We start from the raw sequence: 16,615 nt of genomic DNA, 5'->3' as shown, positions 1-16,615 counted from the left end.
TTGAACGAAATTTCGTTCAAGCTTTAAATATCTTATGTTAAATGTTAATCAATTATTGTAATAATTGAAGTACACCTTGTGGTTGTTGGTTAGCTTGAGCTAACATAGATTGAGCAGCTTGCATTAAGATGTTGTTCTTAGTGAAGCCCATCATTTCTTTAGCCATATCTGTGTCACGGATACGTGATTCAGCAGCTGTTAAGTTTTCAGATGTAGCACCTAAGTTGTTGATTGTGTGCTCTAAACGATTTTGAACAGCACCTAAATCAGAACGTTGAGAAGAAACTGATTCTAATGCATCGTTGAAGTTTTTGATAGCTTTGTCAGCTTTTGTTTGAGTATCAATTGAACCAGTAATTTTTAGACCTTTTGTATCCATTGTGCCAATTTTTAATGTAATAGCTTGGCCATCATTAGCACCAATATGGAATTTTTTACCAGAGAAAGTACCGTTTAATAAGTTTTGAGTATTGAACTCAGTGTTTTTAGCAATACGGTCGATTTCTGATTTTAATGCTGTAACTTCTTTGTTAAGTGCTGTACGGTCTGCTGTTACGTTTGTATCGTTCGCAGATTGTACTGCTAATTCACGCATACGTTGTAGGATTGCGTGTGTTTCGTTAAGTGCACCCTCAGCTGTTTGGATTAAAGAGATTGAGTCTTGAGCGTTTTTAGTAGCCATATCAAGACCACGGATTTGTCCGCGCATTTTTTCAGAAATTGCTAAACCAGCAGCGTCATCGCCAGCACGGTTTACTTTGTAACCTGAAGATAATTTCTCAAGGTTTTTAGAAGCTTGAGTGTTGTTGAAAGTAAGGTTACGGTGTGTGTTTAAAGCTGAAATGTTGTGTTGAATTCTCATTTGGAATTCCTCCTTGAATGTTTGTTTTGTTATTCCACATCCGTGTGGAATTTCGGATTAGGTAGTATGTATGTACTTCCTGCCCCTTACAATATATATATCGTATTTAATTGGAAATGTTTAATAGTTTTTTTCAAAAGTTTTTTTATTTTTTTTATGTAATAGATTACTAGTTTAAAATTATCGCTAAGGTATAATATTCTTTATTTTTTCTTTAGCTGTTCTAAGAAGCTTGAAGATGCTGATAAAGCTTCTCTATTTTGTGCTTGAATGGCTTCAAAAACTTCGGAACGGTGTACTTTAACTGTTTTTGGCGCGACAATACCGATTTTAATTTGCTCACCTTCGACAGCTAATATTTTAATTTCGATTTGATCGCCAATCATTATAGATTCATCTTTTTTTCGAGAAAGTACTAACATTATTTTGCACTTCCTTCCAATGTTCTCATTGGGAAACGTAATGGATAGGATTTATTATCTTGAAGGACTATCTGTTTACCACATTTTTTATCCATGTTAACGATTAAAGGTGCAAGCAAATTAATAGTTGAATCTTGGAATGTTTCCTTCATTGTTACAATAGAGTATGTAAGTACGTCCTCTTCCTTCTCAATTTGTAGTTGGGTACGATCATCTTCACATATATCAAAGCTGTAATCTTTTTTGAAGGCGAACGGATAGGCTACTACAAAACCAATTTCTGTGTGCTCAACTGATTGTAATATTGCTAATGGAAGATCTGCATCTATAGATAGTATTACAAATTTTTTTTCACCCTCTAATCCTAATAGTCCCTGTTCAAACGTAAGGATGTCTTGTTCAAATATTTCGACTTCACCTAAAAATTTTGTAGCAATTTTCATTATTTAATACGCTCCTTTAAATGATGACATCGATGTTCACATCTGGCCTTTGTACCATTGTACCAGTTACTTTACCAGGTGTGTATTCGTGTATTGGTTTGTTCACCTTTGCGTCAATAATTGGTTCTCTACGCTGGATATTGACGTCTGTTGTCCCAGGGGTATAGTCGATTTTGACAGAATCTACAGATGGTATAAACTTAATATTAAATTGCACTCGGTGAGGACCATGATTTTGTTTTGCAATACCATGAATTGTCGCACGTCCCTGACCCTTCCCTGCGTTGTCCATCATTTGACGTCCCTCACTCGCTCTACGTGCAATTCCCTTAAGAGCCTCTTTTTTACCTTGTTCTGCGTAGTTGGAACTTGATTCCAATGGGCCTATCATTCCTATATCCCGTCTCGCCTGAGAAGAGTCTATTTTTAAAACACCTCTAGTCGTACTGATTTCCAAAATAGCTGCTGGCTGTTTAATATGTTGAGTAGCTTTAGGTTGTTTAATATATTGTTGTGGCTTTGATATATTAAGGTCTATTTTAGCGTCTGTTGTATGAATTTGTATTTGTGGGAGCCTCACATTTACCTCTCCTTTCAATAAAAGCGTCTGAACATATTGTTCAAACGCTCTATAATTCATTATAAAGTCTGCCCCTGACGCTTCGCTTTCGGGGCAGAACCTTAGAGATTTTATCGGATAAAATCTACTAAAGTTTGCTGAATGATCTTTGCTCCTACTGATAGAGCTGCTTGGTGAATAGATTCCTGTGTAACCATATCTGTAATTGTCTTCGCATAATCTGTGTCTTCATTTTTAGATAGTTGTTTCGTTACATTAACTTCTTGAAGACTTAGTCGATTTCCCATCATCTCTACACGATTTTGACGAGCTCCGACATCTGCTCTTATGGTCAATGCACTTTCATAAATACCATCTAAACCAGGAATTTTACTAGTACCACTTGTTACTTCTAAACCAAGTGCATCGCCAATCTCTGCACCTGTTGCACCACTTCCTAAAAGTGTTGTTATGTGCGTCATAAACCCATCAATATCATTAAATAAATCAGCACCTGGAGTGTTAATATTCATTGGAACACCATCAAAAACGTTGATTTCTATCGGCTTCTGTCCTCCAGTAGTAATTCCTGGGTTTTGCGGTCCAGTTTCATCAGTATAAAGCGGCTGATTAGTATGCGTGCCTGAAAAGATATAGTTTTCGCCCACTTTTGTATTGGCGATATCACGCAATTGTCCCTTAATTTGTTGCATTTCTGCATTGATCTTTTGTCGATCATCAGCTGTATTTGTATCGTTAGCCGCTTGTACAATAAGTTCTTTTACCCGTTTTAATGCTCCGCCTACTTGATCAAGAGCTTCATCTGTTGTATCTAGCCATGTATTTGCTTCACGTAGATTTCGTTGGTATTGTTGGTTTTTATCAAGATCTATACGATAGCCCATTCCCTTTACCGCAACAACCGGATCATCGGATGGTCTTGAAATTACACTACCTGAGTTCAACATATCTTGATATTTTGACATTTTACTATAGCTTGTATTTAAATTGCGTAGCATATTACTCGACATCATTGATTGTGTAACGCGCATAAATTTATCTCCTCTCAGTTAAGTGGCTATTATAGCCCTACTCTTCCCATACCGTTGATGATTTTATCTAATGTTTCATCTACCACTGTAATCATACGTGCATTGGCATTGTATGCTTGCTGGAATGTAATCATATTAGTCATCTCTTCATCTAAGGAAACTGAGTTCATTGAATTACGACGTTTTGAAATTTCCAAATGCATTGTTTCAGCGTTGAATGCACTACGCTCAGCTTCCTGCCCCTTAACCGCTAAGTCCCCTACTAATGATTTATAATAGTTTTGGAATGTACCTTTCTTTAAGTTATCTTGAGCCTGCGACTGCAGCGCTGCTAACTTACGCATGTTTCCGTTATTACCTTCCTCACCCTTCGTATCAGATACAGCTACTTGCTTCGGATCGGTAATCACTACTTTAAAATCACGTGCAGTCGTCCCAGAGAAAAAGTTCTGACCTGTAGTATCATCTAAACCAAAACCTTTACTATGAACTTCATTAAATTTTGTTATAAATTCATTTGCTAGTTTATCTAAATTAGCAAGCATTTCTGGATAAGTACCTTGTCCACCGCTATGTCCATACGCATCAATCAATGCACGTAATGTACCTTTACCAGGGTCCATTTGCTTGTAATCAATTGAAATTCCATTCGCTGGATCTCCTGGTGGCTCGCCAATATCAGAAATTTTAATTTCCTTAAAGTTAGCATAGCTCCCTGTCGCTTGATCATCAACATCACCATCAATGCGCTGACCGTTTGTGTCCATCGTTGCAAGTGCAGCGTATTGTCTACCATCCACTAATTTAATAGGAGTACCGTCTGCTGATACATATGTAATCGTCATTGAACCTTCAGCTACATCTTTTGCTAAACCACCTGATTTTTGCAATGAAACAGTTACAGGAATATATTCATTTAACTGATCTACCAATACATCACGTGCATCATATAAATCATTTGGCACATAACCACTCGGCTCAACTTCTTGAATTTGTTTATTAAGGGCTGCAATTTGTTTAAGAATTGAATTCACTTTATCCGTCGATACATTAATTTCATTCCCGATATTACCTTGGATCTGTTTTAGCTGTCTATCCATATAATTAAAGGACTCAGCAATTGCGATTCCTTTTGAAATTAATACCTGACGTGCAGCTGTATCTTTTGGATTGTCAATAACATCTTCCATCGACTTCCAAAAATCTGTGAATGATTGGTTAATACCAAACTCTGAAGGCTCTGACATGATATCTTCCATCTGCGAAATTGTTTTTGCTGTTGAATCCCAATAACCTAACTTATTCGTTTCTTGGCGATATTGTCGATCTGTAAATTGATCGCGGGTGCGTTGAATCGAGCTTACTTCTACCCCTGTTCCTAGATGTCCTGGATAGACAGGTTGATTTAAGCCTGGACTTGGAAAACCAGGAGTCGCTTGCATATTTGCTCGTTGGCGAGTGTAACCTAATGTATTTGCATTGGAAATATTATGTCCTGTTGTGTATAAAGCTGTTTGTTGTGTAAATAAACCACGTTTACTAGCTTCTAAGCCCATAAATGTTGAGCGCATTTTTTTTCCTCCCTTAGTAACCGTTTTTCAGCAATTGATTTCTTAAAAACTATGCTTGAGAATCGAAATATGATTTTTTTGCCATTGTATTTGTGCCACGAACCTCATTGCCAGAATAGTTGATTTGCTCAGGACGAGGTTGTAAAGCGTCCAATGTAAAGTTGACAAATTGCAGTGATTGAAACACTAGTTTTTGATTTAAATCGTTTTGTCTTTTTAAATCGTTGATGATTTGCAATAATCGATTGCGAACAGCTGAGAGCATGTCTTTTTCAGTCTGCTGTTCAGCAACCTCGATGACATCAGCGACAGTTGCTTTGTCAATTGAAGCAAATCCTTTTGCCTCAAGGTAATCCGTTACCTGTTTTTGACGCTGTTGCTCGAGCTTATCGATGGCTGCTACATGTGCCTGCTCATCCTTGAGCATTTGGTCCAGTGCTTCAATATCGCCAGCTGTAATGATTTCAGTTTTTTTAATGGCTAGTTCAAGTAAGCTTTTATGCATTCTTTCTAGTTTTGTTAGTGTAGAACAGATCGTTTCTACAGACATATTGCGAAGCACCCTTTCTGAAATTCCTTAGAAACGATAATATTTCAGCATATCTTCTGCCACTTTGCGAGCGTCTACTTTGTATTCCCCAGAAGCGATATCTTCTTTTAATTGTTTTACGCGGTCTGCACGCTCTGTGTTATAGGTTGAAATCCCTTGCATCTCCTGTGCAGTCTTTGAAATTTCGATTTTATCTGTGAAGGATGCCTTGATAGTGCTTGATTTTACATTGCGCACCTGATTGTTATAGGCGTTCACTGCATTAATACCATATGATGTGATTTTCATGTAATCCCCCCTGTCTAAAAGCTTATCTTACTATTATTTCGGATTGTCTCACATAATGTTAAGTTTTCAAATAGAAAAAAGTGTGCTAATTTTGTTTAAAATTAACACACTTTAGACCTATCAATTATGCCTCGGTATAATTGCGATATAAAATGTTAGCCTAAAATCATCGCGTCCATGCGATAACAGCTAACTGCCTGTATCGGTAAAATCGCCACGTCCTGTGGCATTACCGAAATGACTGACATCGTGTCGCCCTCACACAGGCCTATGCACAAAACTGATTTCAGGCGTTTTCACAGGATGTGAAGCTCGTAGCCTGTGTTCCTCTATTTCAGCGGTTGATTGGACACTCGTTGAAATAAGTTAACGTTTTCGATCTGCGTGATAGGTTACACGATCACGATCTGCCACACTCTCACGGAACTCCTTCGCCGCTTCGAATGTACGTAGCTCCGACTTCAATTCATCCTGACATTTTGTACAAAGCTTACCTGTTGTCGTTAAGTGACCACAGTTATCACATGGGTAGCCAAGATTCGGGAACATCGCAGGCTGTAAGCGCCCCTTGCGTACCCATTTATACAACAGCTCCTCTTCCGCCCCTGTCGCTTCAACGATACGCTCTACTGTCGCCGCACGGTTTTCACGTTTACGTAAAAAGCGATAAACGATTTGATATAATTCTTCTTCTGATTGAGCGCATTTATGACATACTTCTCTGACCCCTATATAATTAAAAAACTCATTACATTTCGGACAATTGCGAACCTCTGCCATCTATTTCTTCCTCCTCTTAAATCAATTGCGCCTTGGCGTAATTCGTCCGGATTTTGGATTGTGCGGGGCACAATTCATTCCTCTCAAAATCCGTGACATCCGCCAGAGGCTTTAGGCCAACGTGATGTTGGTCACTCAGTCGTTGCCACAGGACGTGGCGTTCTTAGACTGAGTTCCTCATTCAGAAAGTGTCTGAATGAAGATAATAACAGCTAAACGAACCTTATATACTCGTAATCTATTATACACAATGCATTAGTATTTTCATCCATTAATTAGTGTGAATATTTTTACATTTTTGGCACCTGCATTTAATAAAACCTCAGTAGCATGCCTTAAAGTCGTCCCCGTCGTTTTTATATCGTCAAAAAGAAAGTATTCTTTATGCTCTACATGGGCTCCATCCATTAGACGGAAAAGAGATGCTATTTGGTTTCGCTGCTCTCTATTTTTGGAGCTTTGCGTTTCTGTCGTCGTTTTTTCTAAAAGTTGTATAAAAGGAATATTCGCTGCCTTCAATAGCTCCTCCATATGCGAAAAGGTACGTTCCTTTTGCTTAACGGGGTGCATAGGAATCGGTATAATGGTTGCTTTTTCATGCTTCAATCGTGCATGTAGCTCCTGCCGAAATACTTTAGCAAGTGCAACATCTTGAAGAAATTTATATTGATGTAAAAAGTCTTTCATCGCATCGTTATATTGGTAAAGCGCTGTTGCTGTTGAGGAATATTCAAATTGAGCTGAGCACTTATCACAGATAGTCGGCTGAAATTGTTTTGTTAAAAGTAGTTTCCATGAGATTGCTGATTGCAAAGGCTGTGAGCATAATAAGCACAGTGTTTCAATTTTATTCATGATGAAAATCCTTTCTTATTATAATTAAGAATTTTTGTCTGCGCATCATCCATTTCAGCCGTAATGCCATGATGAAAAAATACGACGTCTCCCTCTGCAAAATCGGCATTTCGACCAACACGCCCTGCGATTTGTATGAGTGCACTTGAAGTAAAAATGGTCAATTCTGCCCCAATGACTGCAACCTGTACATTCTTGATCGTAATCCCTCTTTCTAAAATGGTCGTAGTCAGTAAACCTGGAACTTCTTTATCACGTAGTTTCAGCACTTTCTCTTTACGCTCCGGATCTTCCGCATGTACTGCCATGATACTGTCATCTAATAATTGAAACAGCGGTGTTGCTATTTTCATTAACTCTACTTTTGGGAAAAATAATAGAAATGGCTCTTTGCGTGCAAGGCGCTCCTCTGTCCATTGTTTTAGCTTTCTTGGGATCTTTCCTCGTTTCAAGCTTTTTTCATAGCTCCATAGGGAATGAAATCGAGGGACTGATAATGGACGATCATGATAGCGCTTCGGGATAAATGAATAACTTTCATTTTGATACTGAGTAAGTAGTTTAGGAGAAGGAGTTGCCGTGACCAACAATAGTGGCGCATTTTCTGTTTTTGCCTGTTGCACTGCGATTTGCAACGTTTCATCAAATATATACGGAAAGGCATCAGCCTCATCAACAATCATGACGTCAAATGCTCGGTCAAAGCGATAAAGTTGATGTGTTGTCGCCAACACGAGCTGGGCATAGCCATCCTGCTTTGGTGATTTACCATATAATGCATGGATCACAGTATGCGGGAAAACTTTTTGAAAGCGTGGATATAACTCTAACACTACATCTGTACGAGGCGCAGCGATACATACTCGCAAGCCTTGCTCTAACGCATAATGAACAGTCGGGAAAAGTAGCTCTGTTTTTCCAGCCCCACATACCGCATGCAAAAGGTGGGAACGCCTTGCTTTCACACTTTCTAGCATTTCAATTGCCGCCTGCTGTTGAAGCACTGTAAATTGCCCCGCCCATTCGAGTGAATGCTTTTTTGTCCTACTTGCGCGAGGGCCTGTCCAAATGATCAATTGCGTACAACTACTCACTCTGCCCATATTCAAACAATGTCTACAATATATACATGACTGCTGGCACCTTGAACAATCAAACGTTGTAAATTGCTGAGGATCTTCATTATGGCAACGATTGCATTTTAAATGTGGCTCTTTTTGAATCCCTTCTATTATATGGAAGTATTTATACTTGATTGATTTATCGATATCTTCCTTGGAAAATGGGGCATGCTCCTTTAACCAAATACGTCCTTCATGGAAATCTCGTAATGTAGGTGGCAACAACCAACCTTTATATGTCATTGCTTTGCTCCTTTCATGTCGCTTTTTGGGGTGAAAAGTTTCTTAATAAAAAAACAGCCTCTACACATTTACTGTAGAGACTGTCTCACTTACTATTATTTTTTTGTCCAACCTAGACCCATTGAGCCTTCACCTAAGTGTGTGCCAATGACGGGACCGAAATAGCTCATTTTAAAGCTAACGTTCGGGTAGGTTGCTGCTAGTTGTGCTAGCCATTCTTCTGCTTCAGCCAGGCAATTACCGTGGATTACCACAGCGTCCATTGCTTCATACTTTTTAGCATCTTCAGCTAGTAGCTCCTCCGCACGCTTTAATGCTTTTTTACGTGTACGAATTTTTTCAAAAGGTACAATGACCTTGTCCGCAAAATGCAGGATCGGTTTTACTTGTAATAAGCCACCGATTAATGCCGCTGCTGCAGACAGACGTCCCCCACGTTGTAAGTGCGCTAAGTCATCTACAATGAAGTAAGCACGAACTGATTGCTTCATGTCCTCCAATAAAGCGTGAATCTCTTTGGCAGAAAAGCCCTGAGCCGCCAATTCAGCTGCTCGTAGAACGTAAAAACCCTGCACCGCACAGGATATTTCACTATCAAAAGCGGATACTTCAATACCTTCCACCATCTCGCCTGCTTGAATGGCACCTTGATATGTACCACTGATACCACTGGATAAATGAATAGATATTACCTCATCATACTCTTTTGCCAGCTCTTCAAAGAGAGCGACAAACTCTCCAATTGGAGGTTGGGTTGTTTTTGGGAATTCTTTTGCCCCACGTACTTTATCATAAAATTCAGATGCCGTGATATCTACTTCTTCTTCAAAAAGTTGACCTGAGATATTTACACTTAACGGAATCATATGAATGTTTAAGCGTGCTCGTTCCTCAGCCGAAATATATGCAGTACTATCTGTTACGATTGCTGTCCTCATCCATGTCCACTCTCCTATTCTAACTAGTTTACAATCAATTGCTCCTCGGCGCAATTGTTGAGAAGATAAAAAGAAATGAACGTGAATTGGATTTCGACTTAACGTAATCTTGTCTAAACGTCGAATAAGAGGAAGTAGCTTCACTCTTTCATCATTCTAGACACCTGCTAAATCGATCAATTATACTTCGGCATAATTGCATCCGGAGGCTTTAACTTAGCATTCATTTCATATGTAAAGATTTCCTCATAAACGAGGTTAATTTCACCCTATTAATCCTTCTTTGAATGAATATAGGCTCATCACCATAAAGTGAGATTGATTTCCGTTCAATAAAGCAAGTCCAATTAGCAGTTAGGCGTGAAACTTTTACCATCGTCACTACCGCGCTCGCTCTAGGGGCTTGTCTTTGACGCTAATGCCCAGGAAATCGCCCAACCTCAACTTTTAGTGATGAGCCTGAATGAAGAGATCCTCATTTTTATTTGCCAGTACTTGATTTCGTGTCGTCCATATAAAAGACGCTAGTGACCTTCCAGTCTCCATCTTCTTTGACGAATACTGTAACTTGTTGTCCTGCACTTTCATGCTTCACATTTGTTTTAGTTTGTACTAAATGCAATGTTAAATTGGAATGGACCTGTGCTTCATTTTTGTTATATTTTATGATTGTCGTATCTTTAGCATCTCGTTTAACGTCTGATTCTTTAAATACTTCTGTCGTGAATTCTTTTTCTTCATCATAGTCGAAACCTTTTGGATCCTTCGAGAGTGTTTGCATATAACGATCAATTTCTTTTGAATTAAAAGCTTCAATATATTCATTAAAGGCTAGTAAGATTGCTTTTCCTTCATCAGCAGGGACATTTTCTGCCTTCGTTATTTGCCCACCATTCATTTCAAATCCGACGATCCCATCATCAATGATTTTTTGTTGTTCTTCTGCATTCATTTCATCTTTTTTATTACCACAGGCAGTTAACATTAATAAAGTTAGAACTGCTAGAAAACTTTTCTTTAACATCAAAAAACCTCCCGCGCATATTGTAGCATATAAATCCCGTTGTAGGAATTTTGTTGTGTATTTTCAACATTTGGGTGCTACATCTTCCTTATGACGCCCACACTTATAAAATGTTGCACGATTTAAGCAATCTCTATGTATAAATTGTTACATTTTTCGACAATTCTTTCCTATAAAAAAAACTGCTTTAAAAACTACTAAATAATATAGTAGCCTTTAAAAACAGCTATCAATTATGCCTCGGCATAATTGCGTCCGGAATCGGCTTGTGATAACAAAATGAACTCCTTTCCGATTCCGTGACATCCGCCGGAGGCTTTAATTTCTTTCAGTTCTTCTTAAAGAAGTTATATATGCTATTAGCGTACTTCAACCCAGCCATTTTTGATGGCTGTAACAACAGCTTGTGTACGGTCGTTTACATTCATTTTTTGTAAAATGCTTGAAACGTGGTTTTTAACTGTTTTTTCAGAAATGAATAGCGTCTCACCAATTGTACGGTTTGATTGTCCATCTGTTAATAATTGTAATACTTCACATTCACGCTTTGTTAACAAATGGAATGGGCGACGAATTTCTGTTTGATGGAAGTTACCTTTATTTTCATGCTCAGAAAGACGACGGAATTCCGCTACTAAATTTTTAGTTACTTTTGGATGTAAATAAGATCCACCATTGGCAACTACTTTAATAGCTTCAACAATTTCGTCCGCATCCATTTCTTTCAGCATATAGCCTAGTGATCCAGATTTTAGTGCGTGTGTTACGTATGTTTCATCATCATGGATAGAAAGCATAATAACCTTTGCATCTGGATACTCATTAATTAAATCTGCTGTTGCCTCTACGCCATTTTTCCCCGGCATATTAATATCCATTAGTACAACATCAGGTTGATTTTCAGCATATAAAGAAACTACATCCGTCCCATCATCACCTTCTGCTACTACATCAAACGTATCTTCAAAATCTAAAATACGCTTTACTCCTTCGCGGAATAGCTGGTGATCGTCTACAATAATAATCTTCGTCATTTGTCTTTACCCCCTAAATTTCCTCAAACAATCGTTTTACTCTACTTCTAACGGAATTTTAAATAAAACCGTCGTACCTCGATTTATCTCACTTGTAATTGAGATTGTCCCATCCAAAATTTCAATTCGTTCTTTCATACCTAAAATCCCAAAGGAATGGTCTTTAACTTTCTGGGAATCGAAACCTATGCCATCGTCCTTTACAACGATATTTACAGCATCTTTCAACCACTCAAGCTTGACCCAAATATCCTTACATTTTCCGTGTTTCATGGAATTCGTTACACATTCCTGCACTAAGCGGAAAATAGATACTTCATAATTTGATGGTATACGCTTTTCGGTGCTTCTTGATTGGAAATGAACCTTCACACCCGGATTATATTCAGTCACTGTTGATAAATACTTTTTTAATGTCGGAACAATTCCCAAATCATCAAGTGCCATTGGTCTTAAATCATAGATGATACGCCGCACCTCTGATAATGCATCACGCACCGTTTTCTTTAAATCAACAATTTCTGCCAATGCATATTCAATGCCCTTTTCACGATACGTTCTGTCTATTAAATCAGTGCGCATTAGTACATTTGCGAGCATCTGAGCAGGTCCATCATGGATTTCCCTAGATAGACGTTTGCGCTCCTCTTCCTGTGCCGCAATGATACGTATACCAAAATCTTGTTTCATTTTTGCTTGTTCAAGTGCTAAACCAACATTTTTTAAATCTGAAGTTAAGTAATTCAAAACGACATTTACTTGATTGACAATATGGTCTGCACGTTCAATCGTATCGAGTAATGCTCTTAACCTTCTCTCCAAATCATCTCGTTTATCACGCAGTTGCTTTTCTTGTGTTCTAATAACGGAGAGCTTCACTTGAAAATCTTGTGCAGTTTCATAGGCTTCTCTAACTTGTTCTTCGGTATAATTATCAAAAGCTTTACTTACTAACACAAGTCTTTGCTTGGCAAGCTGTGTGCTTTTTTCTAAAGCATCGCCTTCATCAATAACAATTGAAACTTGTTTTCGAACAATTTCTAGCTCTCTTTGCATATCTTCGAAGCTTCTACGGCTTTGCTCACTTATAATAAAGATATCGTCCTTTGAGCTCATGATTGTTTCTAACATTCGATTAAATATGTCATCAAGCGACTTTAAATCGAAGGTATCATTTGAAAACATAGTATACTCCCCAGTCTAATGTCTTATGATTACTTACCATTTCAATAGACCAATTACATAGTCTACACCTATTATATCACCACACTGTTAAAATTTAATGCTTTTTCTTTATGAAAATTATAGAATAGAACTCAAATAGAACTCTACCTAAAAGGAGATTGGTACGGATGAGAGAAAACTATTTAACAGTAAAAGGATACGGAGAAAGCGAAATTGTTATTTCTAAATCTCGCTTTCTTACTTATATAGAACGCGCAGAAACGGAAGAGGATGCAATTTCTTTTATTGAACGCATAAAAAAAATGCATCATAATGCGACACACAATTGTTCCGCCTATATGATTGGTGAGCATGATCATATTCAAAAAGCAAATGATGATGGGGAACCTAGTGGCACTGCTGGCGTCCCAATGTTAGAAGTCCTAAAAAAACAAGGATTAAAAGATACGGTCGTTGTCGTCACACGCTACTTTGGTGGCATTAAGCTTGGCGGGGGCGGTCTCATTCGTGCTTACGGAAAAGCGACAACAGAAGGTTTACTCGCTGCCCAGGTTGTCGAACGCAAGCTTCATCATTTTATGAAAATTACCGTTGATTACACATGGCTTGGCAAAGTAGAAAATGAAATTCGAGGTTCTTCGTATACTTTAGAGGAAATTCGCTATTTGGAAGACGTCGACATTATTGTATCCGTGTTAAAAGAGGAGGAAGAACAGTTCCGAAACTGGATAACAGAAATGACAAACGGACAAGCAAACATTACATTTGAGAATACTCAGTTTATTGAATTTGTTGTGAAATAAATAGTTTTAATTGTCGAAAACTAAATATCCATAGTATAATTTTAATATTGAGCTATTTTATCCTTTACACATATTTCAACAGTGATTGAATAAAATTTAGTTTAATAGTATTATTATTCCCAAAATCCAGAGGAGAATATATTAAATATGAAAAATAGAAATAAAAGCAAAAAGAGGTCTTCTAAAGCTTCCCTTATTATAAAAGTTTCCCTTCTTCTTGTTGCTAGTTTACTAATATGTGCGACAGCATATGGGGTATATATTACTAAGCAAGTAAAACATGCAGCTGACTCAGCACATGAAGAATTAGAAGGTCGAGAAATTTCTTCACTTCGTAATGAGAAAGTAGAACCAATACACGATAATGTTTCAATCCTATTTGTCGGTGTTGATGATAGTGAAAATCGCGGGCAAGGCTCTGAGAATTCACGTTCCGACGCACTGATTCTAGCAACATTAAACAATAAAACAAAATCGATTAAAATGCTTAGTATCCCTCGAGATTCGTATGTATACATTCCTTCTGTAGAGCATAAGGATAAAATTACTCATGCACATGCTTATGGCGGAACAATTTCAACAATTGATACCGTAGAACAACTATTAGATGTGCCGATTGACTATTATGTACGTATGAACTTTAATGCATTTATTGATGTTGTTGATGCATTAGGCGGAATCGAAGCCGAAGTGCCATATAAATTACACGAAAAAGACGAATTCGATCGCAATGCCATCAACCTAGAGCCTGGTTTACAGCATTTAAACGGTAGTCAGGCACTTGCACTCGCAAGAACACGTAAGCAAGACAGTGATATTGAACGTGGTAAGCGTCAACAAGAGATTTTAACGTCAATTATCAATAAAGTCTCTTCTGTAGAATCCATTACAAAATACGATGATGTCATTAGAGCACTTGGTGATAACATGAAGACAAATATGACATTTAGTGAAATGAAGTCATTCCTATCTTATTTAACACAAGGGATGCCACGTATTGATTCTTTAACATTAGAAGGTGATGATGATATGTCTACTGGTGTTTACTACTATAAATTAAATCAAAAATCGGTTGATGAAATATCTGAAACGCTTAAGAGCCATCTTGATACCGATAAAGCGTCTAGTAGTTTAACGAATAAAAACACTGATAAAGCTAACGCTGTAGGCAATGATACAACAGAGAACGATTACGCACACTAACTATAAAAGCCTTTCCACTTTAAATAAATTTGTGGAAAGGCTTTTTTGTATAGTATAGCGAGAAAGTTACAGATTGAAAGCACTAATAGACCTATGATACCTGAGCGATTCCCTCATTGACCAAGCTTCTTTCATGTACCCTAAACACGTCCATTTCCCTGTTTACCAACGAACTAACCTCACATGAAGCAAGCGCTAAAGCGCTCGTTTACATCCGACAACGCTGGAGAGCCCGAAGCAAACGCAAACGTTCCACCACTTTTACCCGAGGGATCGAAGCGACCTCGAGGATGGAAGGAGGATTTTTCAGAGAAACGCTTTCCACCAGTACAAACATAACGACGACGTTTATAGAGAAGAATCGTTAAACGTTCAATCTATTTTAAATGATTGATTTTTTTGACACGGTAATCGTGAACTTTTGATGTTTCTTTTTTACAAACCGGACACATTTGGGTAATTGTACATGCAATGCGATTTGATCGCCTATTTATTCTTTTTTCATAATTTCTACATCTTTTAATCCCGGACATGACCCCAACAAATTTTATAGAACCTAAAAAAGCAATCATCCATAAAAGTGGATGATTGCTTTAATGTTCTATTTATTAAATATCCGCACAAAATTCAATAGCGGTTTATAGTTTTTACCCGCGAGTCCGATAACTTCAACCAAAAGTTCAATTGCCGTTAAAATGACCGCTACGATTAAAATCGCACCCCATACTTTTGCCATTGAGAAAATGATAGCTGCTAAGCCAAACATAATGGCAATCCCATAAATAATGAGTACTGTTTGACGATGTGTAAAGCCCATATCTAGTAAACGGTGATGTAAGTGTGATTTATCTGGATCAGACCATTTTTTCTTCATACGTACACGACGAACAATCGCAAAGAATGTATCAGAAATTGGTACACCTAGGATAATAACTGGGATAATTAATGTAACGACCGTTATATTTTTAAATCCAAGTAATGCGAGTACTGATATCATAAAGCCAAGGAATAAAGCTCCAGTATCCCCCATAAAGATTTTCGCTGGGTGGAAATTATAAAATAAAAATCCAAATGTTGCCGCCGCTAAAATAGATGCAATTGCCAAAACGAACATATTGCTCATTATAAATGCCATGACAGCTAAAGTAATAAGGGCAATTGTTGAAACACCGGCAGCTAGACCATCTAAGCCATCGATTAAATTAATGGCATTTGTAATACCTACAATCCAAATAATTGTTAAAGGAATACTTAGTAATCCAAAATTTAATTCACCTATAAAAGGTAGGTTAACCATTTCAATTTGAATGCCGCCTACAAAAATAACGATAAGTGCCGCAGCAAGCTGGCCAAGTAATTTTGCCTTTGCGGAAATTTCACGCATATCATCTATGACACCTGTTGCTACAATAATACAAGCTCCAATTATAATTGCCAGTAAAAAATCACTACCATTTTCATTGAATATCAAAATTGGCTGGAATATAGCCACAGCTATTAAAAAAGCAAGGAAAATCGCCAATCCTCCAAGTCTTGGCATAATTCGTGCATGTACTTTTCGATAATTCGGTGCATCGACAGCACCTATTCTGAACGCTAATCGTTTAACTAGTGGAGTTAACAATATTGAAGCAACGAATGCTGCTATTAAAGAAACATAGAGCATGTCTCTCCTCCTCAAA

18 protein-coding genes are annotated in these 16,615 nt (G+C 37.8%); 2 read left to right on the top strand and 16 right to left on the bottom strand.

What is annotated here, in order from left to right:
- Window positions 1–52 precede the first annotated feature (52 nt).
- The 15 genes from AC3WSO_RS04270 to AC3WSO_RS04200 all read right to left on the bottom strand — a co-directional run bounded on the left by AC3WSO_RS04270 (window position 53) and on the right by AC3WSO_RS04200 (window position 12,927).
- Window positions 53–862: a flagellin N-terminal helical domain-containing protein gene (locus AC3WSO_RS04270; RefSeq protein WP_492528996.1), complete on the bottom strand. Its 810-nt coding sequence runs from the start codon at window positions 860–862 to the stop codon at window positions 53–55.
- Between the two features lie 203 nt (window positions 863–1,065).
- Entirely contained in the window at window positions 1,066–1,284 is a 219-nt protein-coding gene (gene csrA / locus AC3WSO_RS04265) for a carbon storage regulator CsrA (protein WP_402770462.1), read from the bottom strand.
- Window positions 1,284–1,727 (bottom strand): flagellar assembly protein FliW, encoded by a 444-nt coding sequence (gene fliW / locus AC3WSO_RS04260; RefSeq protein WP_492528994.1) that lies wholly within the window; start codon window positions 1,725–1,727, stop codon window positions 1,284–1,286. Before fliW ends, csrA begins: the two co-directional genes overlap by 1 nt.
- A 16-nt stretch (window positions 1,728–1,743) precedes the next feature.
- A complete protein-coding gene (locus tag AC3WSO_RS04255) occupies window positions 1,744–2,307 on the bottom strand; it encodes a DUF6470 family protein (RefSeq protein WP_492534242.1) in 564 nt (187 codons plus the stop codon).
- Window positions 2,308–2,417: 110 nt separating this feature from the next.
- Window positions 2,418–3,338 carry a flagellar hook-associated protein FlgL gene (flgL, locus tag AC3WSO_RS04250; protein WP_492528992.1) on the bottom strand — a complete coding sequence of 307 codons (921 nt, stop codon included), beginning with the start codon at window positions 3,336–3,338 and terminating at the stop codon, window positions 2,418–2,420.
- Between the two features lie 29 nt (window positions 3,339–3,367).
- On the bottom strand, window positions 3,368–4,909 hold the full coding sequence (gene flgK / locus AC3WSO_RS04245) for a flagellar hook-associated protein FlgK (protein ID WP_492528990.1): 1,542 nt from the start codon (window positions 4,907–4,909) through the stop codon (window positions 3,368–3,370).
- Window positions 4,910–4,958: 49 nt separating this feature from the next.
- The gene (locus tag AC3WSO_RS04240) at window positions 4,959–5,459 is read right to left on the bottom strand and encodes a flagellar protein FlgN (RefSeq protein WP_492528988.1); all 501 of its coding nucleotides are present in this window, start codon (window positions 5,457–5,459) and stop codon (window positions 4,959–4,961) included.
- A gap of 27 nt (window positions 5,460–5,486) precedes the next feature.
- Window positions 5,487–5,747, bottom strand: a complete 261-nt coding sequence (flgM, locus tag AC3WSO_RS04235) for a flagellar biosynthesis anti-sigma factor FlgM (protein WP_492528986.1) — start codon at window positions 5,745–5,747, stop codon at window positions 5,487–5,489.
- A 366-nt stretch (window positions 5,748–6,113) separates the two neighbouring features.
- On the bottom strand, window positions 6,114–6,527 hold the full coding sequence (locus AC3WSO_RS04230; protein ID WP_492528984.1) for a TIGR03826 family flagellar region protein: 414 nt from the start codon (window positions 6,525–6,527) through the stop codon (window positions 6,114–6,116).
- 264 nt (window positions 6,528–6,791) lie between these two features.
- A complete protein-coding gene (locus tag AC3WSO_RS04225; protein WP_492528982.1) occupies window positions 6,792–7,382 on the bottom strand; it encodes a ComF family protein in 591 nt (196 codons plus the stop codon).
- Window positions 7,379–8,746, bottom strand: coding sequence for an ATP-dependent helicase ComFA (locus AC3WSO_RS04220; protein ID WP_492528980.1), 1,368 nt, complete (start codon window positions 8,744–8,746; stop codon window positions 7,379–7,381). The genes AC3WSO_RS04225 and AC3WSO_RS04220 overlap by 4 nt, the downstream gene beginning before the upstream one ends.
- 95 nt (window positions 8,747–8,841) lie before the next feature.
- Window positions 8,842–9,684 carry a DegV family protein gene (locus AC3WSO_RS04215; protein WP_492528978.1) on the bottom strand — a complete coding sequence of 281 codons (843 nt, stop codon included), beginning with the start codon at window positions 9,682–9,684 and terminating at the stop codon, window positions 8,842–8,844.
- A 481-nt stretch (window positions 9,685–10,165) separates the two neighbouring features.
- Window positions 10,166–10,708, bottom strand: a complete 543-nt coding sequence (locus tag AC3WSO_RS04210; protein ID WP_492528976.1) for a nuclear transport factor 2 family protein — start codon at window positions 10,706–10,708, stop codon at window positions 10,166–10,168.
- A 359-nt stretch (window positions 10,709–11,067) separates the two neighbouring features.
- Window positions 11,068–11,742, bottom strand: coding sequence for a response regulator (locus tag AC3WSO_RS04205; protein WP_079559471.1), 675 nt, complete (start codon window positions 11,740–11,742; stop codon window positions 11,068–11,070).
- A 36-nt stretch (window positions 11,743–11,778) separates the two neighbouring features.
- Window positions 11,779–12,927 carry a sensor histidine kinase gene (locus AC3WSO_RS04200; protein ID WP_492528974.1) on the bottom strand — a complete coding sequence of 383 codons (1,149 nt, stop codon included), beginning with the start codon at window positions 12,925–12,927 and terminating at the stop codon, window positions 11,779–11,781.
- A gap of 167 nt (window positions 12,928–13,094) precedes the next feature.
- Here AC3WSO_RS04200 and AC3WSO_RS04195 point away from each other — a divergent pair, with 167 nt between their 5' ends.
- Window positions 13,095–13,730 carry a YigZ family protein gene (locus AC3WSO_RS04195; protein ID WP_492528972.1) on the top strand — a complete coding sequence of 212 codons (636 nt, stop codon included), beginning with the start codon at window positions 13,095–13,097 and terminating at the stop codon, window positions 13,728–13,730.
- Window positions 13,731–13,877: 147 nt separating this feature from the next.
- Entirely contained in the window at window positions 13,878–14,933 is a 1,056-nt protein-coding gene (locus tag AC3WSO_RS04190; protein ID WP_492528970.1) for an LCP family protein, read from the top strand.
- Window positions 14,934–15,534: 601 nt separating this feature from the next.
- Here the strand turns inward: AC3WSO_RS04190 and AC3WSO_RS04185 are convergent.
- Window positions 15,535–16,599 (bottom strand): glycosyltransferase family 4 protein, encoded by a 1,065-nt coding sequence (locus AC3WSO_RS04185; protein WP_492528968.1) that lies wholly within the window; start codon window positions 16,597–16,599, stop codon window positions 15,535–15,537.
- Window positions 16,600–16,615: the final 16 nt, after the last annotated feature.

The sequence above is a fragment of the Lysinibacillus sp. EB106-09-02-XG168 genome (assembly GCF_058791475.1).
This window is presented reverse-complemented; position numbering and strand designations above follow the sequence as displayed.